15 protein-coding genes, 1 tRNA gene, 1 pseudogene and 2 riboswitches are annotated in these 18,710 nt (G+C 61.4%); of the genes and pseudogenes, 14 read left to right on the top strand and 3 right to left on the bottom strand.

What is annotated here, in order from left to right:
* Window positions 1-4 precede the first annotated feature (4 nt).
* Window positions 5-79, bottom strand: a riboswitch (cyclic di-GMP riboswitch).
* A gap of 105 nt (window positions 80-184) precedes the next feature.
* Together thiC and thiD are read right to left on the bottom strand one after the other, a co-directional pair.
* The gene (gene thiC, locus F6V25_RS13535) at window positions 185-1,471 is read right to left on the bottom strand and encodes a phosphomethylpyrimidine synthase ThiC (RefSeq protein WP_151129076.1); all 1,287 of its coding nucleotides are present in this window, start codon (window positions 1,469-1,471) and stop codon (window positions 185-187) included.
* 33 nt (window positions 1,472-1,504) lie between these two features.
* Window positions 1,505-2,980, bottom strand: a complete 1,476-nt coding sequence (thiD, locus tag F6V25_RS13530) for a bifunctional hydroxymethylpyrimidine kinase/phosphomethylpyrimidine kinase (protein WP_151129075.1) — start codon at window positions 2,978-2,980, stop codon at window positions 1,505-1,507.
* 72 nt (window positions 2,981-3,052) lie between these two features.
* Window positions 3,053-3,159, bottom strand: a riboswitch (TPP riboswitch).
* Between the two features lie 398 nt (window positions 3,160-3,557).
* On the opposite strand from thiD, the gene alr reads away from it, so the two are divergent.
* From alr to F6V25_RS13455, 14 genes are all read left to right on the top strand, one after another.
* Entirely contained in the window at window positions 3,558-4,691 is a 1,134-nt protein-coding gene (gene alr / locus F6V25_RS13525; RefSeq protein ID WP_420849989.1) for an alanine racemase, read from the top strand.
* Between the two features lie 87 nt (window positions 4,692-4,778).
* Window positions 4,779-5,807 carry a selenide, water dikinase SelD gene (gene selD, locus F6V25_RS13520; protein ID WP_151129073.1) on the top strand — a complete coding sequence of 343 codons (1,029 nt, stop codon included), beginning with the start codon at window positions 4,779-4,781 and terminating at the stop codon, window positions 5,805-5,807.
* Window positions 5,807-7,048: an ASKHA domain-containing protein gene (locus tag F6V25_RS13515; RefSeq protein ID WP_151129072.1), complete on the top strand. Its 1,242-nt coding sequence runs from the start codon at window positions 5,807-5,809 to the stop codon at window positions 7,046-7,048. The genes selD and F6V25_RS13515 overlap by 1 nt, the downstream gene beginning before the upstream one ends.
* Before the next feature lie 179 nt (window positions 7,049-7,227).
* The gene (purH, locus tag F6V25_RS13510; protein ID WP_151129071.1) at window positions 7,228-8,784 is read left to right on the top strand and encodes a bifunctional phosphoribosylaminoimidazolecarboxamide formyltransferase/IMP cyclohydrolase; all 1,557 of its coding nucleotides are present in this window, start codon (window positions 7,228-7,230) and stop codon (window positions 8,782-8,784) included.
* Between the two features lie 204 nt (window positions 8,785-8,988).
* Complete coding sequence (gene purD, locus F6V25_RS13505) at window positions 8,989-10,263, top strand: phosphoribosylamine--glycine ligase (RefSeq protein WP_151129070.1); 1,275 nt, start codon at window positions 8,989-8,991, stop codon at window positions 10,261-10,263.
* Window positions 10,264-10,357: 94 nt separating this feature from the next.
* A complete protein-coding gene (gene purE / locus F6V25_RS13500; protein ID WP_151129069.1) occupies window positions 10,358-10,870 on the top strand; it encodes a 5-(carboxyamino)imidazole ribonucleotide mutase in 513 nt (170 codons plus the stop codon).
* Between the two features lie 84 nt (window positions 10,871-10,954).
* Window positions 10,955-11,218, top strand: a complete 264-nt coding sequence (locus tag F6V25_RS13495) for a cytochrome c3 family protein (RefSeq protein ID WP_149308663.1) — start codon at window positions 10,955-10,957, stop codon at window positions 11,216-11,218.
* Window positions 11,219-11,423: 205 nt separating this feature from the next.
* Window positions 11,424-12,788 carry a cytochrome c biogenesis protein ResB gene (gene resB / locus F6V25_RS13490; RefSeq protein WP_151129068.1) on the top strand — a complete coding sequence of 455 codons (1,365 nt, stop codon included), beginning with the start codon at window positions 11,424-11,426 and terminating at the stop codon, window positions 12,786-12,788.
* A 17-nt stretch (window positions 12,789-12,805) separates the two neighbouring features.
* Window positions 12,806-13,660, top strand: coding sequence for a c-type cytochrome biogenesis protein CcsB (ccsB, locus tag F6V25_RS13485; protein ID WP_151129067.1), 855 nt, complete (start codon window positions 12,806-12,808; stop codon window positions 13,658-13,660).
* Between the two features lie 236 nt (window positions 13,661-13,896).
* Complete coding sequence (locus F6V25_RS13480; protein WP_151129066.1) at window positions 13,897-14,871, top strand: glycosyltransferase; 975 nt, start codon at window positions 13,897-13,899, stop codon at window positions 14,869-14,871.
* A 40-nt stretch (window positions 14,872-14,911) separates the two neighbouring features.
* Complete coding sequence (locus F6V25_RS13475) at window positions 14,912-15,856, top strand: glycosyltransferase family 2 protein (RefSeq protein ID WP_151129065.1); 945 nt, start codon at window positions 14,912-14,914, stop codon at window positions 15,854-15,856.
* A complete protein-coding gene (locus F6V25_RS13470) occupies window positions 15,849-17,036 on the top strand; it encodes a glycosyltransferase (protein ID WP_246167044.1) in 1,188 nt (395 codons plus the stop codon). The genes F6V25_RS13475 and F6V25_RS13470 overlap by 8 nt, the downstream gene beginning before the upstream one ends.
* Window positions 17,037-17,125: 89 nt before the next feature.
* Window positions 17,126-17,200, top strand: a tRNA-Gly gene (locus tag F6V25_RS13465).
* A gap of 727 nt (window positions 17,201-17,927) precedes the next feature.
* On the top strand, window positions 17,928-18,542 hold the full coding sequence (locus F6V25_RS13455; RefSeq protein WP_151129064.1) for a carboxypeptidase-like regulatory domain-containing protein: 615 nt from the start codon (window positions 17,928-17,930) through the stop codon (window positions 18,540-18,542).
* 36 nt (window positions 18,543-18,578) lie between these two features.
* Here F6V25_RS13455 and F6V25_RS17535 read toward each other — a convergent pair.
* Window positions 18,579-18,710, bottom strand: a pseudogene (locus F6V25_RS17535) (IS30 family transposase); the annotation flags it as partial.

Genomic DNA, 18,710 nt, shown 5'->3' with positions numbered 1-18,710 from the left:
ATCTTTCGGCACCCGGCTGTCTCCGTGAGACCCGTAGGCTATCCGTCCCGTCATCGCTGGCGGTTTAGTAGTATCGCTTATCAGATGGTCAGTAAATTACTAATTTATGTGGAATTAATTCTAAGCGTGGCCGCCGGTTTGTCAAGTGATATTTGGCAGTTCGGTGAATACGGCAGCCGGGCGCTCAGCGTTTCATGGCGTCGTCCATGACCTTATAGGCGCAGAACTCGCCACACATGGTGCAGGCCCCGTGGTCGGCGACCGGCGAGTTGGCGCGGAACTCCCGGGCCTTGTCCTCATCCAGCGCCAGGGCGAATTGCCCTTCCCAATCCAGTTTCTTCCGGCATTTCGCCATCTGGATATCCTTATCCATGGCCCCCCTGACCCCCTTGGCGATGTCGGCCGCATGGGCGGCGATGCGGGAGGCGATCACGCCGTCGCGCACGTCCTGCACGTCCGGCAGGCGCAGGTGTTCGCTGGGGGTGACGTAGCAGAGGAAGTCGGCCCCGGCGGCGGCCGCAATGGCCCCGCCGATGGCGCAGGTGATGTGGTCGTATCCCGGCGCGATATCGGTGACCAGGGGCCCCAGGACATAGAACGGCGCGCCGTGGCACAGGCGCTTCTGCAGCAGGATGTTGGCCTGGATCTGGTTCAGGGGCACATGCCCCGGCCCTTCGATCATGACCTGTACCCCGGCCTCCTGGGCGCGCTGGGTCAGTTCTCCCAGAATGATCAGTTCCTGGATCTGGGCCCGGTCCGTGGCGTCGGCCAGGCAGCCGGGGCGGAAACCGTCGCCCAGGGAGAGGGTCATGTCGTATTCCTTGGTGATGTCCAGGAGCTTGTCGAAGTGTTCGAAGAGCGGGTTCTCCTGGCGGTTGTAGGCCATCCACTCGATGGTGAAGGCACCCCCGCGGGAGACCACGTCCATGACGCGCCCCTCGTTCTTCATCCGTTCCACCGTGGAGCGGGTCACGCCGCAGTGCACGGTGATGAAGTCCACACCGTCCTCGGCATGCTTGATGATGCCGGCGAAGATGTCGTCCACCGTCATGTCCACGATGGCCTTCTTCTTGACCCGCACGGCGTCCAGGGCGGCCTGGTAGAGCGGCACGCTGCCGATGCAGGCGTTGGTCTCCGCCACCACGGCCCGCCTGATCTCGTCCACCGGCCCGCCGGTGGAGAGGTCCATGATGGCGTCGGCGCCGTATTTCACGGCGGTGCGGGCCTTCTCCAGCTCCTTCTGCATGTCGGTATCGTCCGAGGACGAGCCGATGTTGGCGTTGATCTTGGTGCGCAGGCCGGTCCCCACCGGCAGCGGGTTGCCGTTGGCGTGCTTGATGTTGTGGCAGATGACGATGGTGCCGGCTGCCAGGCCGGCGCGGATGAATTCGGGTGGGACCCCCTCCGCTGCGGCTGCGATCTGCATCTGTTCGGTAATAAGGCCCCGGCGGGCGTATTCGAGTTGGGTCATTGCGTGCTCCGTATCAAGGGTTAATGGTGTGGGTCAGCGGTCGCTTTGCTGGGCGGCGGCAAAATGATTCACCGGGCTATGCCCCTTGCCCAGGGGATGGGCCAGGCGGATGGCGGCGGAGATGAACTCCTTGGCCTTTTCCACGGCGCTCCTGAGCGGCTCCCCCTGGGCGAGGAAGGTGGCGATGGCCGAGGCGTAGGTGCAGCCGGTGCCGTGGGTGTTGCTGGTGAAGACCCGTTCCGCCGCATATTCCCGGCATTCGTAGCCGTCGAAGAGGATATCCATAGATTGGCGGCCGGCGAGATGCCCCCCCTTGAGCAGAACGTTGGCCGGGCCTAAGGCGTGCAGGTCGCGGGCGGCCTGCTCCATATCAGCCTCGCAGCGGATCGCTCTCCCCAAGAGGCGCTCGGCCTCGGGGATGTTGGGGGTCAGTAGGTAGGCCTGGGGCAGCAACTGTTCCTGCATGATGTGGATCGAGTCCCGATCCAGCAGGGCCGTGCCCCCCTTGGATACCATGACCGGGTCGATGACCAGCGGGATATATCCGGTGCGCTCCGCCAGCAGTTCGGCCAGGGCCGAGACGATGGCCGAGGTGTGCAGCATGCCGGTCTTGATGACGTCTACCGGGATATCGGCCAGCACGGTCGTGATCTGATCCACCACAAAGGAAGGGGGGAGGCCGTGGATGGCCGAAACCTCCTTGGTGTTCTGGGCGGTCAGGGCGGTCAGGGCGCTGGCGGCGTAGCTCCCCAGCAGGGTAATGGTCTTGATGTCGGCCTGGATGCCCGCCCCGCCTCCCGAGTCGCTGCCGGCCACGGTCAGGACCGAGCCGCGCGGGTAGGGGCAGGTGCGGTTGAAGAGCAGTTTCAGTTCGGCGGCGGCGATATCCGGGCGGGGACTGGACAGGACCGACGAGATCACCGCCACGGCGTCGGCGCCGGCGTCGATCACCCGGCAGGCGTTGCTGGTGGTGATGCCGCCGATGGCCACCACCGGGAGCTTGATGCGGTCACGGATGGCGCACAAGCCGCTGGTGCCCGGCATGTGGGTGATGACCTTGCTGTCGGTGGGGTACATGGCGCCGAAACCGATATAATCGGCCCCCTCCTGTTCGGCCTGGAGGGCCTCGTCCAGGTTATGGGTCGATTTGCCGACGATCTTGCCCGGGCCGAGCAGTTCCCGTGCCTCGGCAATGCCGCCGTCGTCCTGGCCCAGGTGGACGCCGTCCGCATCCAGTTCTTTGGCCAGCCGAATGTCGTCATTGACGATGAAGGTCACCCCGAAGCGCTTGCAGAGCTGCTTCAGCTCGCGCCCCTCCTCCAGGCGGGTCTCGTGGCTTTTTCCCTTGGCCCGGTACTGCAGCACCGCCACACCGCCGCGCAGGGCGACCCCCACCCGTTCCACCAGATTGTCATCCTGGTCGGTGATCAGATACACACCCTCAACCGGCGGGAATATTTGCGCCGTATTGTTGATGACGAGACGAAACCGTTTGCTGCAGTCGCCCATGGCATATCCCTCGTGATAATAAAAAAGCCGCGCTGTTGTGATACAGGCGGCCGGGTTCATGGATAAGATGAACAGTCGTGCAAGCCGCTTTCCTACGCCGGAATTAACCGGATCAGGTTCAAAGGGTCTGATTCCAAAAGGAACCATCTCAGCTCTTGCGAACTCCCCCAGGGCCTTGTAATTGTGTCTACGGTACTGGATTTAACCGCTCCTGTCAATCCCAATGACAGCAGCGGCAGGCTGGAGGCGGTGTGGCGGCGATCGGAAACAATTTCGTTTCCCTGCCTTATAGGATACCGATGGTGACCTTGACCTTGCCGGTCAGCGCGATAGTGCTCTTGGGCATGGAGTCATCCAGGTAACCTGAAGATATGCCTGAAAATTTGAAATAAAGTTAAATTTGTTTCATGGCCTGCCGTGCCCGTCCGGCTTGTAACTGCAACGACAACGCCGATAGCCGGCACGGCCCCGGAAACGGCGGCCCCCTTTCACTTTACAGCCAGGGCCGGACGTGGTAATAACCCCTTCTAAAGACATTGTCTCGCCTTTGATTCCGAAACCAAGGAGTGTCATGGTCGTGTACGACAGCCGTCCCACATTCGCCGAGATCGATCTCGACGCGCTGCGCCATAATTTTGAGCTTATCCGCGCTTCCATTCCCCGCCGGACCGAGATGCTGGCGGTGGTCAAGGCCGACGCCTACGGCCACGGCTTCATGGACATCAGCCGCGAACTGGAGGCGCTGGGGGTGAACGCCTTCGGCGTCGCTTTCCTGGCCGAGGGTATCCAGCTGCGCAAGAGCGGCATCGACAAGCCGATCCTGCTGTTGGGCGGGGTGTATCCGGGCCAGGAGCGCAAATGCATCGGCTACAACATCTCCACCGCCCTCTTTACCCTGGAGCAGGCCCAGGCACTCAACCAGGCCGCCGGCAAGCTCTTTCGCAAGGCCCAGGTCCATCTCAAGATCGACACCGGCATGGGGCGCCTGGGGATCACCTACGCCGAGGCCCCCGCGTTCCTGGCTGAACTGAAGAAGCTGCCCAACATCGCCCTGGAGGGGATCGTCTCCCACTTCGCCAGCGCCGACGAACTGGACGAGTCGGGCCAGCACTTCACCCGTATCCAGGCCGAGCGCTTCTCCTGGGTGGTCGCCGAGGCCCGCAAGGCCGGCTTCTCCCCGCGCTACGTCCACATCGCCAACAGCGCCGCGGCCCTGCTCCGGGACAATGCCGGCTGCAACCTGGTCCGTCCCGGCATCGTGCTCTACGGCGCCATCCCTTCGCCCGATTTTCAAGGGAAGCTGGACCTCAAACCGGTCATGCGCCTGAAAAGCAGCATCGCCATGCTGAAATGGGTGGAGCCGGGTACCACCATCAGCTATGCCCGCCGCTTCACCGCCGCCGAGCGGACCCTGATCGCCAGCGTGCCGGTGGGGTATGCCGACGGCTACCCCCGCACCCTCACCAACCGGGGCGAGGCGTTGATCCGGGGCCAGCGGGCCCGGGTGGCCGGGACGGTCTGCATGGACTGGATCATGCTGGATGTAACCCATATCCCCGGCGTGGCCGTGGGGGACGAGGTGGTGCTGATGGGGACGGACGGGGCGGGGAACTGTATCCACGCCGAGGAGTTGGCTACCCTGGCCGGCACCATTCCTTATGAGATCTTCTGCGGCATCAGCAAACGGGTGCCCAGGGTTTATCTGAAATAGACGGGGATGAAACTGTGAATGGTGAATAGTGAATGGACAAAAACTATTCACCATTCACAGTTCACGTTTCACAAATAAAGGATGGTTATGATCAAGCTGACGCAACTGGTAAAAGCCGCCGGTTGAGCCGCGAAACTGGGCCCTGCGGGCTTGGCGAAAGCCCTGGACGGGCTTTGGGATTACCGCGACGAAAACCTGCTTGTAGGTCCCGAAACCTCCGACGACGCCGGGGTCTACAAGATTGCGCCGGAGTGCGCCCTGGTGGAGACGGCCGATATCATCACCCCTCCCGTGGACGATCCCTTTACCTTTGGTCGCGTCGCCGCCACCAACGCCATTTCCGATGTGTATGCCATGGGCGCTCGCCCGGTGACCGCCATGAACCTGGTGTTTTTTCCCGCCTGCTCCCTGCCGGGTGAGATCTTGGGAGAAATCCTGGCCGGGGGGAACAGTGTGCTGAAAGAGGCCGGGGTCTGCCTGGTGGGGGGACATACGGTGGAGGACGACGAGTTGAAGTACGGCCTCTCCGTGACCGGCCTGGTCGATCCCGCCGCCATTATCCGCAACTCCACCGCCCGGCCGGGGGATCAGTTGATCCTGACCAAGCCCCTGGGCAGCGGCATCATCGCCACCGCCGTCAAGGGGGAGATGGCCCCTGATGGGGCGGTGACCGACGCCGTGACCTGGATGACCATCTCCAACCGGGCCGGCGCGGAGCTGATGCGGGAGTGCCACGCCTCCGCCGCCACCGACGTTACCGGCTTCGGCCTGATCGGCCATTGCAGCGAGATGGCCCGCGGGGCCGGGGTAACCGTCCGCCTGCGGCTCGACGCCATCCCCCTCATGTCCGGCGTGACCGGGTTGGCGAGCGACGGCATGGTGCCGGCCGGCTGCTACCGCAATCGGGACCACTACGCCCCCCTGGTGAGCGGCCGGGACTCCCGCGACGAAGCGCTGCTGCCGCTCTTCGACCCCCAGACCTCCGGCGGGCTCCTCGTCGCCCTGGCGCCTGACGATGCGGCCCGGTTCCTGGCCCAGGCCGGGGAGCGCGGCATCTTTGCCCGCCAGGTCGGCCTGGTGTTGCCTCGGCAATCCCATCCCATCGAGATAGTCTGATGCCCGGCTACGCCCTTGCCATGGACCTGGGGACCACCACCCTGGCCGCTTCGCTCATGGATCGCGCCACCGGCAAACGGCTGGCCATGACCGGCAGCATGAATCCACAGCGCCGGTTCGGGGCCGACGTGGTGTCGCGCCTGGCAGCGGCGGTCAATTCGGAGGAGGCGTTGCAGGGGATGGCGACCCTGATCCGCGCCGAACTGCTGCGCCTGGCCCATGAACTCTGCACCGGTAGCGGCGTCCCGTGGGGCGACGTGAAACAGGTTGCCATCGCCGGAAATCCGGCCATGCAGCACCTGCTGCTGAAGCTGCCGGTGAAGACGCTGGCCTTTCCCCCCTACCGCCCCCTGTTCACCGGCGGCAAGCGGGTGACGGCGGCCGACCTGGAGTGGGACGGCGCGGCCCAGGTCTATCTGTTCCCCATGCCGGGCGGCTTCGTGGGGGGGGACACGGTCGCTTTCCTCTACGGCGTCCAACCGGGGGAGGCCGCCCTCTGCCTGGACATGGGTACCAACGGCGAGATGGCCCTGACCGCGGGCGACACCATCTGGGCCACCTCGGCCGCCGCCGGACCGGCCTTCGAAGGGGGCAACCTCTCCTGCGGCATGGCCGCCCTGCCGGGGGCCATCACCTCCATCCGCATCGAGGGGGAGCGGGTCAAGATCGCCACCCTGGGCAACCGGGAGCCGGTGGGCATCTGCGGCTCGGCCGCCATTGAACTGGTCACGGAACTTTTGGCCTGCGGGGTTCTGGAAGCGGGGGGGAGGCTGCGCACCAGCGCCGAGATCCCCTCGAACCTGGGGCAGCGGGTGATCGAACAGGAGGGGGAGAGCGCCTTTGTGATCCACCGGGACGCCCGTGGGCTGTTACTCCTCACCCAGCGGGACATCCGCCAGATCCAGTTGGCAAAGGGGGCCATCCGGGCCGGCATGGAGGTGCTGGCCGAGCGTTCCGGTATACCTTTTCCGGGCCTGCGGGATGTGTTTCTGACCGGTTCCTTCGGTGCCGTTTTGCGCCCATCATGGCTTAAAACCATTGGAATTTTTGATGCAGGCATGGTACAAAAATCAAGGTTTACCCCCGAAGGGGCGCTGGCCGGTGTCGAACGGGCCCTGGCGGCGCACGACGGCTTCGAATCCGTGGAACGGCTCGGCACACGGTTCCGGGTGGTGCCGCTCTCGGGTACGCCGCTGTTCGAGACCATGTTCATGAAACAGATAGACTTCCCGTACCCGTAATCACAAAAAAAGATACAGTCTTAAATTCTGCCACAGAGACACAGAGACTCAGAGAAAACCAGGATTTTTGTCCTGAATCGTTTTGGCTTTTGACGTTCTCTGTGTCTCTGTGTCTCCGTGGCAGATGTTAGATGTTTTCCTCTACGATTACCAATAACGATAGAGAAGGAGCAGGTACCATGGCTAAGATCACCAGGGCGCTCATCAGCGTTTCCGACAAGAGCGGCATCATCGAATTCTCCAAGCAACTGGCCGACTACGGGGTGGAGATCCTCTCCACCGGCGGCACGGCCAAGCTGTTGCGCGAGGCGGGGCTGACCGTCAAGGACGTGTCCGAGTTCACCGGGTTTCCGGAGATGCTGGACGGCCGGGTCAAGACCCTGCACCCCAAGGTGCACGGCGGACTGCTCGGCATGCGCAGCAACCCGGCCCATGTGGCCATGATGAAGGAGCACGGCATTGAGAACATCGACATGGTGGTGGTCAACCTGTACCCCTTCGAGGCCACCGTGGCCAAACCGGGGTGCCTGCTGGCGGACGCCATCGAGAATATCGATATCGGCGGCCCCACCATGCTCCGCTCGGCCGCCAAAAACTACCCGGACGTGACCGTGATCGTGGACTGCGCCGATTACGCCACGGTCCTGAAAGAGATGAAGGAGTCCAAGGGGGCCGTCTCTCCGGCAACCAACTACGGCCTGGCGGTCAAGGTCTTCCAACACACCGCCGCCTACGACGGCGCCATCTCCAATTACCTGGGGGCGCGCCTCGGCGAGGAGCCCCAGGAATACCCGGCCACCTTCACCATCCAGGTCAAAAAGGCCCAGGACCTGCGCTACGGCGAGAACCCCCAGCAGTCGGCCGCCTTCTACGTGGAAAAGGACATTACCGAACCGTGCGTCTCCAACGCCGTGCAGTTGCAGGGCAAGGAGCTTTCTTTCAATAATATCATCGACCTGGATGCCGCCATAGAGACGGTCAAGGAGTTCGAACAGAGCGCGGCGGTCATCATCAAGCACACCAACCCCTGCGGCGTGGCCCTGTCCGATACCCCGCTGAGCGCCTACCTCAAGGCGCGGGAATGCGACCCGGTTTCGGCCTACGGCGGCATCGTCGGTTTCAACCGCCAGGTGGATGCGGACATCGCCCGGGAACTGGCTTCCACCTTCCTGGAGGCGGTCATCGCCCCCGGCTACAGCGACGAGGCTCTGGAGATCTTCAAGGCCAAGAAGAACGTGCGGGTGATGCAGATACCGCTCCTGGGAGAGTACGATGTCCGGGGGTACGACCTCAAGAAGGTGGTGGGGGGCCTGCTGGTCCAGGGGCGTGACCGGGGAATGGTGCGGGCGACCGACTGCCGCGTGGTGACCGAGCGCACCCCGACCGCCTCGGAGTACGCATCCCTCGATTTTGCCTGGCGGGTCTGCAAGCATGTCAAGTCCAATGCCATCGTCTTTACCAACCGTGACCAGACCGTGGGGATCGGGGCCGGCCAGATGTCCCGGGTCGATTCCTCCAAGATCGCCGTACAGAAGGCCCTGTTGCCGACCCAGGGCACGGTGCTGGCCTCCGACGCCTTTTTCCCGTTCCGGGACGGGGTGGACGCCGCAGCGGAGGCCGGGGTCACGGCCGTCATCCAGCCGGGCGGGAGCGTGCGCGACGAGGAGGTCATCAAAGCGGCCAACGAGCACGGGATAGCCATGGTGTTCACCGGCATGCGCCACTTCAGGCACTAACAGGCTGTTGAAAAACAGCCATCTCGCCGCCGTCCTCGAAAGCCACCTTGTGCGGCGTAGCGTTGCTACGCCTCCGCGGGTCTTTCTGCGGGTGCGACGATCTGACTATTTTTGAACAGCCTGAGTTTTTCGGTAGCTTATCTGGTGAATGATGAGGACTCATCCCTCATCTCTCATCCTGAATTTGAATAGAGGTGTAACCATATGAAAGTTCTAGTAGTTGGCGGCGGAGGCAGGGAGCATGCGCTGGTATGGAAGATCGCCCAGTCGCCGCTGGTGACGAAGGTGTTCTGCGCCCCCGGCAATCCGGGGATCGGCGCGTTGGCCGAGAATCTCCCCATCCGGGTGGACGAACTGGACAAGCTGCTCGCCTTTGCCCAGGCCGAGGGGATTGGCCTCACGGTGGTGGGGCCGGAACAACCGCTCTCCCTGGGTATCGTGGATCTGTTCGAGGAACATGGCCTCAAGGTCTTCGGCCCCCGGAAGAACGCCGCCATCATCGAGGCCAGCAAGGCGTTCTCCAAGGATCTGATGCAGAAATACGGCGTCCCGACCGCGGCCTACGGGGTCTTTACCGAGGTCGGTCCGGCCGAGGCGTTCATCGACCGGACCGGGGTGCCGATCGTGGTCAAGGCCGACGGCCTGGCCGCCGGCAAGGGGGTCATCATCGCCCAGACCCGTGACGAGGCGGTGGGGGCCGTGAGGGATATGTTGAGCGGCAACGCCTTCGGCAGCGCCGGCTCCCGGGTGGTCATCGAGGAGTTCCTCACCGGGGAGGAGGCTTCCTTCCTGGCGATCACCGATGGTACGAACATCATCCCCCTGGCCAGCGCCCAGGACCACAAGGCGGTCTTCGACGGTGACAAGGGCCCCAATACCGGGGGGATGGGGGCCTATTCCCCCGCGCCGGTGGTGACCCGGGCGGTGCACGACACGGCCATGGCCGAGGTGCTCCGCCGGACGGTGGACGGCATGGCGGCCGAGGGACGCCCCTATCGCGGCGTGCTCTACGCGGGGCTGATGGTGAAGGACGGCCGGGTCAAGACCCTGGAGTTCAACGCCCGTTTCGGGGACCCGGAGTGCCAGCCGCTCCTGATGCGCATGAAGTCCGACATCGTGCCGGTGTTGATGGCCGTGGCCGAAGGGAACCTGGCGGGACGCACCATCGAATGGCACGACAAGGCGGCGGTCTGCGTGGTCATGGCCAGCGAGGGGTATCCGGGCGATTACCGCAAGGGGGACGCAATCAGCGGCCTGGACAAGGCGGCCGAGTTGGACGACGTGGTTGTCTTCCATGCGGGCACCGCAGCCAAAGGCGGCGCGTGCGTCACCAGCGGCGGCCGGGTCCTGGGGGTCACCGCCCTGGGGGCAACGGTGCAGCAGGCCATTGAACGGGCCTACCAGGGGGTCGGGCGGATCACCTGGCAGGGGGTCCAGTACCGCACCGACATCGGGAAAAAGGCGCTCAACCGCGGATGAGTCATAGAACCCATAGGTCGTATAGGACGTATAAGTCCCATAGGGCTCATGAGTCCTATGGCGTAAAGCATTTATTGGATTCTGGAGGAATATAATGACAGATTCACCAAAAGTCCTGCTCATCATGGGGAGCGATTCCGACCTGCCGGTCATGCAGGCGGCCGGCGAGGTGCTTCAGAGATTCGGCATCCCCTATGAGATGCATATCGCCTCGGCCCACCGCTCCCCGGCCAAGGCCATGGCCCTAGCCTCGGAAGCTGCCGGGCGGGGCATCGAGGCGATCATCGCCGGAGCCGGGATGGCCGCCCACCTGGCGGGGGTCGTGGCCGCCAAGACCATCCTGCCGGTGATCGGCGTGCCCATGCCGGGCGGGGCGTTGAACGGCGTGGATGCCCTCTACTCCACGGTGCAGATGCCGGGGGGGATTCCGGTGGCCACCATGGCCATCGGCAAGGCCGGGGCCAAGAACGCCGGGCTGTTCGTCGTCCAGATGCTGGCCCTGAACGATGGGCGGCTTGCCGGAGCGCTGAAAGAGTACCGCCGCGAGATGGAAGACGAGGTGGAACGCAAGGACGCCGCCCTGCAGGCGGCGGGCCGGGAAGCGTGAGCCGGAGGGCTTTTTGCTTGACATCCTTTTTTGCCATGTAGTAGTTTTAGCGAGTTTTTTACCATTTTCCCAAGGAGGAATAAAATGAAAAAAGTTGTTGTTGCGCTGTTTGCCCTGGTCGCGTTTGCGGGCACCGCCTTTGCCGCTCCTGAATTCATCGAGATGAAAAAAGGAGTGAAGTTCCCCCACAAGGCCCACGTTGCCGCTGTCGGCAACTGCAAAAAGTGCCATGAAACAAAACCGGGCAAGATCGAAGGCTTCGGCAAGGAATGGGCTCACAAAAACTGTAAAGGCTGCCACGCCGAAGGCAAAAAAGGCCCCACGAGCTGCAAAGAGTGCCACAAGTAATCACCCGGATCGTATCGTTTTAACGTAGCTTTGAGAGGGATAACGCTAGCCTGTTGTTATCCCTCTTTTTTTATGCTCAGGGGTGTAAATCGGAACGATTCCGAAAAAAAAGAGTACATTTTTTATTGTTCTTGCGCTAAAGTTACCTGCATCAAGCCTGCCGCCCGGGGCGGCGGGCCGTTGACATCATGATCGGGAGAGACCATTGGCAACCACCAACCGCAGCTTCGCTCAGGCACTTTGGGATTTTTTCTGTTCACTCAAACTCACCATTTCCCTGCTGATCTCCCTGGCCCTTACCTCCATCATCGGCACGATCCTGCCCCAGGGTAAACTGCCGCCGGAGTACGTGGCCTCGATCAGCCCCGTAAAGCTCCAAATATATTCCAAGCTCGGCTTTTTCGACATGTACCACAGTTGGTGGTTCATTCTGCTGCTGTACGTCTTCAGCGTCAATCTGATCTGCTGTTCCATCAAACGTCTGCCGCACGTCTTCAAATTTATCAGCGAACCGAACCTGGTACTGGGCGAAAGTCAGCGCAACGGCTTTTCCCTGAAGCAGGATCTCAAGATTACGGCGTCGCTCGACAAGGGACGCGAGGCCCTGGCGGAGTTTCTCGGCAAGGAGTTCGGTGCTCCGGTCGTGACTGAGCAGGACGGTGAATACCATCTCTTTGCCCAGAAGAACGCCTGGTGCCGCCTGGGGGTGTATGTCGTCCACCTGAGCATCCTCGTGATCTTCGTCGGCGCCATCCTCGGATCGCTGTTCGGATATAAAGGGTTTGCCGCCATCGTCGAGGGCACCGGGATATCGAGCATCCAGGCCAACAGCGGCGCCGAGATCCCCCTGGGGTTTGAAGTCCGCTGCGAGAAGTTCAACGTCACCTTCTACGACTCCGGCGCGCCCAAGGAGTTCAAGAGCATCCTGACGGTCCTGGAAAACGGCCAGCCGGTCAAGGGGCTCACCAATGTCCGGGTCGTGGTGAACGAACCGCTCTCCTACAAGGGGTTCACCTTTTACCAGTCCAGTTACGGCCAGGCCACGGAGAGCAGCGACCACAGCTTCTCGGTGCAGGCGCGCGCGGGCGGTTTTAGCGACCACCTCACCCTGCGGGATGGGCAGGCGACCGTCCTGAAGGACGGCACCACCTTCAAGCTGTTGGAGACGACCCCGGATATCCGCCAGTTCATGCCCAATTTTTCCGGGCCGGCTGCCAGGATCGAGGTAACTCAGAAGGGCGGGGTTCCCCAGACCTATATCGTGTTCAAGGACTTCCCCGATGCCAATGCCCAGCGGGGCGACGCGTTGCAGGTCGTGTACGAAGGCTCCAACGCCAAGATGTACACCGGCCTCCAGGTGGCCAAGGACCCGGGCGTCTGGGTGGTCTGGCTGGGGTGCACCCTGATGGTGTGCGGCCTATTCATCGCCTTCTTCATGTCTCACAAACGGGTCTGGATCGTCGTCTCCAAGGGGTATGCCCGCATGTACGGCAACGCCAGCAAGAACCAGGCAGCATTCCAGATGCAGTTCGAAGAGCTGTCCGACAAGTTTAAAAACCTGAAAATCTAGCGGAGGTTACCTAGTTTATGACAAGTTCACTGCTCTTCAACGTGACAACGCTCGCCTACATGGCGTCCATGGTTGTCTTCTTCGCTTTCCTCGCCAGCAAGAACAAAGCCATCGGCCTGACCGGCAGCCTGCTGGCCTATGCCGGCTTCGCCGTCCAGACCCTGGCCATCGCCCTGCGCTGGAAAGAGTCCTACGACATGGGGTACGGCCATGCGCCGCTCTCCAACCTGTACGAATCGGTGGTCTTCTTCTCCTGGACCATCATCCTCATCTACATGTTCATCGAGTTGAAGTACAAATACCGTATCGTCGGCGCTTTCGTGGTCCCCTTTGCCCTGTTGGGCATGGCTTGGGCCCAGCTCGGCATGCACAGCGGCATCGAGCCGCTCGTCCCGGCGCTTCAGAGTAACTGGCTCCTGTACCACGTCGTCACCTGCTTCTTAGGCTATGCGGCCTTCGCCGTGGCCTGCGGCATCTCCATCATGTACCTGGTCAAGGCCAAGAGCGAAGAGAGCGGGGGCGGCGCAGCCGGCGGCCTCATGGGCATGTTCCCCCCTATCCGGGTGCTCGACGACCTGAACTACCGGGCGATCATGATCGGCTTCCCGCTGTTGACCCTGGGGATCATCACCGGCGCGGCCTGGGCCAACTACGCCTGGGGCACCTACTGGAGCTGGGACCCCAAGGAAACCTGGTCCCTCATCGTCTGGTTCGTGTACGCCGCGTTCCTCCACGCCCGCTTCACCCGCGGCTGGGTCGGCAAGCGCGCCGCCTGGCTCTCCATCATCGGGTTCGCGGCCACCATCTTCTGCTACCTGGGGGTCAACCTGTTTCTGTCCGGGCTGCACAGCTACGGCAGCTCAAAGATGTAGCAGGTTGTTGAAAAACTATTGCGGAGAGCCGTCTGCGGCGTTGCGCGGTACTCACGACCTCGGCTAACTGATTGTTATGCCTCGGCCGCTCCGTTCCGGGCGCCTGGCATCCGGCCTTCCTCATAACGTTTTTAAACAACCTGTAAAACCGCCATTGTGTTGTTTCGGCAACATTTTTGGTGATTTTGTCCAGCGACTGTGATTATATGAGCCGGGAAGTAATTCCCGGCTTTTTTATGAACAAACCAACCATTTCCATCATTATTCCGGTCAAGCCGGGTTTCAGCGTAACGGCCGCCCAGCGGCTGGCGGCGGTGGAGTACCCGCGTGACCGCTATGAGATCATCGTGGCCGAGGGATACAGCCCGAGCCGCCAGAGGAATACTGCGGTGGCCCAGGCCCAGGGGGAGATCGTCTGTTTCCTGGACGACGACTCCCTCACCGCCCCCGATTATCTCACCGTGGTCGCCGGGCACTTCGAGAGCCCTCGCGTGACGGCCGTGGGCGGCCCGTCCCTCACCCCGGCCAGCGACTCCATCCTGCAACGGAGCATCGGCACGGCCCTGGCCTCGGCCTTGGGCGGCGGCGGGATGCGCAACCGCTACCGGGCGCAGGGGGAGGCGCGCCTGACCAACGACAGCGAGCTGATCCTGTGCAACCTGAGCTTTCGCCGGGAGCGATTCCTCGCTTTCGGCGGCCTGGACGAACGGCTCTATCCCAACGAGGAAAACGAACTCCTGGACCGGATGCAGCATGCCGGGGAGGGGCTGATCCACGATCCGCGTCTGGCGGTCTTTCGCAGCCAGCGGCCGACCTGGCGCCTGCTCTGCCGCCAGTTTTTGAACTACGGCCGGGGCAGGGCCGAACAGACGCTCATCAGCAGGCGCGTCCGGCCGGTCAGCCTGCTGCCGGCCCTGTTCCTGGCCTACGCCTTGCTCGTGCCGCTTTTCCCGGGGTCGCTGTTCCGGCTGCCCCTGGCCTGCTACGGGCTCCTGCTCCTGGCCGTTTCCGCCGGGGAGGCGGCCCGGGCGCGCAGCCTGGGGATGTTCCCGCGGCTGCCGCTCATCTACGCCATCATCCACTTGGCCTATGGGGCCGGCCTCTGGTGGGGGGCGCTGGGCGCCCTGCTCGGCAGGCGGCCCAAGCCGGGGGGTGAGGTGACCCTGCGGCAGGTGAAGGGGCTGAACGACCCGCCAGCCGCCGCAGTATGACTATTTCAGAACGCTTGGATACAAGGGGGACACGGTGAGTATGGAGTTGAGCATTGTCGTGCCGATCTACAACGAGGAGGAGAACGTGGCGGCGCTCTACGAAAGCATTCGTGACGCCCTGGCCCGGACCTCCCTGGAATACGAGACCATCTTTGTGGATGACGGTTCGAGCGATAGCTCGTTCACGCTGTTGAAGGAGATTGCCGCCCAGGACCAGCGGGTGAAGCTCCTGCGCTTCCGCCGCAACTTCGGCCAGACCGCCGCCATGGCCGCCGGCTTCGACGCGGCCAAGGGGGCGGTCATCATCCCCATGGACGGCGACCTCCAGAACGACCCGGCCGACATCCCCCGCCTCCTGGCGAAGCTCCACGAGGGGTACGACGTGGTCTCCGGGTGGCGCAAGGACCGCAAGGACACCTTCATCACCCGCAAGATACCCTCCCTGCTGGCCAACGCCCTCATCTCCCGGCTGACCGGCGTGCACCTGCACGACTACGGCTGCACCCTCAAGGCCTACCGCCGCGAGGTGCTGGACGGCATCAACCTCTACGGCGAGATGCACCGCTTCGTGCCGGCCCTGGCCTCCCAGGTGGGGGCAAAGGTCGCGGAACTGCCGGTCAACCACCGCCCGCGCCTGTACGGCACGAGCAAGTACGGCATCTCCCGCACCCTGCGGGTGGTGCTGGACCTGATGACGGTCAAGTTCCTCATGGCCTACTCCACCAAGCCGATCCAACTCTTCGGCAAGTGGGGGATCTACACCCTGCTGGCCGGCTGCCTCTCGGGCGGCACGACCCTGTACATGAAGATCTTCGACAACATGAGCATGAACCGCAACCCGCTCCTGATCCTCACCGCCTTCCTGCTCTTCATGGGGGTCCAGTTCATCGTCCTGGGCCTTCTGGGGGAACTGAACGCCCGGACCTACTTCGAATCCCAGGGCAAGCCGATCTACGTGATCCGGGACCGAGTCAACCTTGGCTGATGGCGGGCTGAGGATCCTCATGGTGGCGCCGACCCCCTATTTCGCGGATCGGGGCTGCCATGTGCGCATCTACGAGGAAGCCCGCGCTCTCCGCGCCCTGGGCCACGACGTGCGCATCGTCACCTACCACATCGGCCGGGACCTGCTCGGTATCCCGGTAGTGCGCATCCCGCGGATACCGTGGTACAACCGCCTGGAAGCCGGCCCCTCCTGTCACAAGCTCTACCTCGACCTCCTGCTGCTCGGCAAGGCCACAGCCTTCAGCCTCCGCTTCCGCCCCCAGGTCATCCACGCCCACCTGCACGAAGGGGCCGCCATCGGCTGGCTGCTCAAGCTCGTGACCCGCGCCCCCCTGATCTTCGACTACCAGGGGAGTCTCAGCGGCGAATGCATCGACCACGGCTTTTTCCAGGCCGACTCCCGCGCGGCCCGCATCTTCCGCTGGGCCGAGCGGTTTATCAACAATTGTGCCGACCGGATCGTCACCAGTTCCAGCGCCGGGTACGCCGATCTGACGAAAAATTGGGGGGTGGCCCCCGAACGCCTCGTTTCGGTCATCGACGGCGTGGATACGGACCAGTTCCGCCCCCATGACCGGCAGGAGGCGCGAAATAGGCTCGGGATCGCCCTGGAAGAGCCTGTGGTGGCCTACCTGGGCCTCATGAGCGCTTACCAGGGCACGGACCTGCTCTTGGACGCCATAGCGCTCCTGAAGGCCCAGGGGGTGCGAGCCCGCTTCCTCATCATGGGCTTCCCCGTGGAGCGCTACCGGGCCGCGGCCGAGGCGCGGGGGATCGGCGACATGATCACCTTCACCGGCAAGGTGGACTACCGGGAGGCGCCGCTCTTTCTCTCGGCGGCGGACCTGGCCGTGTCCCCCAAGCTGTCGTTGACCGAGGCCAACGGCAAGCTCTTCAACTACATGGCCTGCGCCCTGCCGGTGGTGGTCTTCGACACCCCGGTCAACCGGGAGATCCTGGGGGATACCGGCGTCTATGCGCCCCTGGGGGATACCACCGCCTTCGCCGCCCGCATCGCGGACCTGCTGGCGGACCGGGACGGGTTGAAGGGGCGGGGGGAACGGGTCCGGGCCAAGGCGGTCAAGGACCACGCCTGGCAGGCCAGGGGCGCCCGTCTGGCCGAGGTTTACCGGGCAGTTACCGGTGCGCCGGGGGCCTGACGGAAAGGGGTTTGTGGTTACATTGAAAAAAATTGTACAAAAAATGTTGACACACGGGCCTGATTTTGGTAGAAAACAAAACTCACCAAGCGGGAATAACTCAGTGGTAGAGTGCAACCTTGCCAAGGTTGAAGTCGCGGGTTCGAATCCCGTTTCCCGCTCCATTTAGAGCGCACAAGCCAGGCCAAAAGCCTGGCTTTTTTGCGTCCTGCGTTGGACTCTCCTGCGTTGTTTGTTGTCTTTTGGAAGCCGCTTCCCCGTGTAATCCGCGTCACAATCAAAAATGTTTGTATCGAAATGAAACAGTTGAGGGAATTATGCTGTTCAATTTCTGTGTTTTCTTATGTGAAAACGGCAGGATGGGAAGGGCGGTCACGGAGTGTTAATTTTTTTAACACTTTGAAATTGCATTGAAAAGTTGTTTTTTGTGATGTAGAAGAGGAAAGGGGTGTGTTTTGGTATTTGTCATGTTTGCAAAAGACGCGGCCAGAACTGAAGGAACAATAATTAAGTATCCTGTCCCTAGAATTACAGGCCCACACTGGATGCGATCATCACGGTGGCGGAAACTCTGGCGGCAAACTACAGGTTATCCAGAAAAGCAGGCATCTATCTTTGTCATAAATACAGCGGAGCCACACTGAAGGAGATAGGCAAGCAATTTGGGATAAAGGAATCGGCGGTATCACAGACGAGCAGCCGGTTCGAGCAGGAGATGGAACGAGATAAAGAGCTGGGAACGCGCGTTAGAAAGATGGGAGCAAGGCTGGGATTGTAAATTGTGTAGGTCTGACACCATAGTTTTTCTAGTTTTTTTATAATTAAGTATCCTGTTCCTGGAATTGCCCTGAAAGATGAAAACGGATTCTGGGAGGTAAAGGAGTACTGACGATGACTAAAGTTATCTTTGTAGTACTAACAACAATCATGCTTTTTGTTTCCGGCTGTTCAGGGCCTCTTACCGGAATTGTCATTGATGATGAATCAAAAACGCCCATAGAAGGCGCGATTGTCCATGCTGAATGGTTTGTAACCGTAGGGATTGGGCTTTCACATACAGAGACATACGCGATCCAGGAAGCGGTAACTGACAAGGAGGGGAAATTTAAAATTCCAGGAGTGTCATTACTGAGGCCTTCCATCACCCCTCCTGAAGTGATTGTTTATAAGAAGGGATACGTGGCGTGGAATAGCAAAGCTATTTATCGGTTCCCTGAGTATGACGATGAGATGCGAACCGACTTTAAGTGGGGTAAGGATATTATCTTTAAGATGGAAAGGTTTAAAAAAACCTATGCTCATAATGGCCATATACAATTTATAGAATCGTATCTTGATCTTTCAAAAGAGTTTGTGGATGCAATATCCTGGGAATTTCCCCTGGCTAGTAATGAAGGAGAACTGTATCGTGCAAGAAGCGTATATGATACAAAAACGAGTAAACAAGAGATATTTAGAGAGATAATAAAAGAATTACATCAGCAAGAAGAGGACCACATAAAATGAATAAAGTACTAATTTATATAATAGTTTTTGGTGAATTCATATTGTAAGTGCACCACGTGAAGCTTGATAAAAGACTTCATGGGGTGTCCGGTAGTCGAGGCACTTTCTTGGTCGATGATTTACCTTTTTTATAATTAGATCAAGCTCTTCTTCCGAGACTGTTTGAAA

This window comes from Oryzomonas japonica (assembly GCF_008802365.1).
GTDB lineage: Bacteria > Desulfobacterota > Desulfuromonadia > Geobacterales > Pseudopelobacteraceae > Oryzomonas > Oryzomonas japonica.
This window is presented reverse-complemented; position numbering and strand designations above follow the sequence as displayed.

Bases quoted from the DNA above. Each gene is read 5' to 3' on its own strand.
- ccsB (WP_151129067.1), top strand. From the start codon at position 12,806: ATGACAAGTTCACTGCTCTTCAACGTGACAACGCTCGCCTACATGGCG.
- purE (WP_151129069.1), top strand. From the start codon at position 10,358: ATGACAGATTCACCAAAAGTCCTGCTCATCATGGGGAGCGATTCCGAC.
- purH (WP_151129071.1), top strand. From the start codon at position 7,228: ATGGCTAAGATCACCAGGGCGCTCATCAGCGTTTCCGACAAGAGCGGC.
- F6V25_RS13475 (WP_151129065.1), top strand. From the start codon at position 14,912: ATGGAGTTGAGCATTGTCGTGCCGATCTACAACGAGGAGGAGAACGTG.
- F6V25_RS13480 (WP_151129066.1), top strand. From the start codon at position 13,897: ATGAACAAACCAACCATTTCCATCATTATTCCGGTCAAGCCGGGTTTC.
- thiD (WP_151129075.1), bottom strand. From the start codon at position 2,980: ATGGGCGACTGCAGCAAACGGTTTCGTCTCGTCATCAACAATACGGCG.
- F6V25_RS13455 (WP_151129064.1), top strand. From the start codon at position 17,928: ATGACTAAAGTTATCTTTGTAGTACTAACAACAATCATGCTTTTTGTT.
- purD (WP_151129070.1), top strand. From the start codon at position 8,989: ATGAAAGTTCTAGTAGTTGGCGGCGGAGGCAGGGAGCATGCGCTGGTA.
- F6V25_RS13515 (WP_151129072.1), top strand. From the start codon at position 5,807: ATGCCCGGCTACGCCCTTGCCATGGACCTGGGGACCACCACCCTGGCC.
- thiC (WP_151129076.1), bottom strand. From the start codon at position 1,471: ATGACCCAACTCGAATACGCCCGCCGGGGCCTTATTACCGAACAGATG.
- F6V25_RS13495 (WP_149308663.1), top strand. From the start codon at position 10,955: ATGAAAAAAGTTGTTGTTGCGCTGTTTGCCCTGGTCGCGTTTGCGGGC.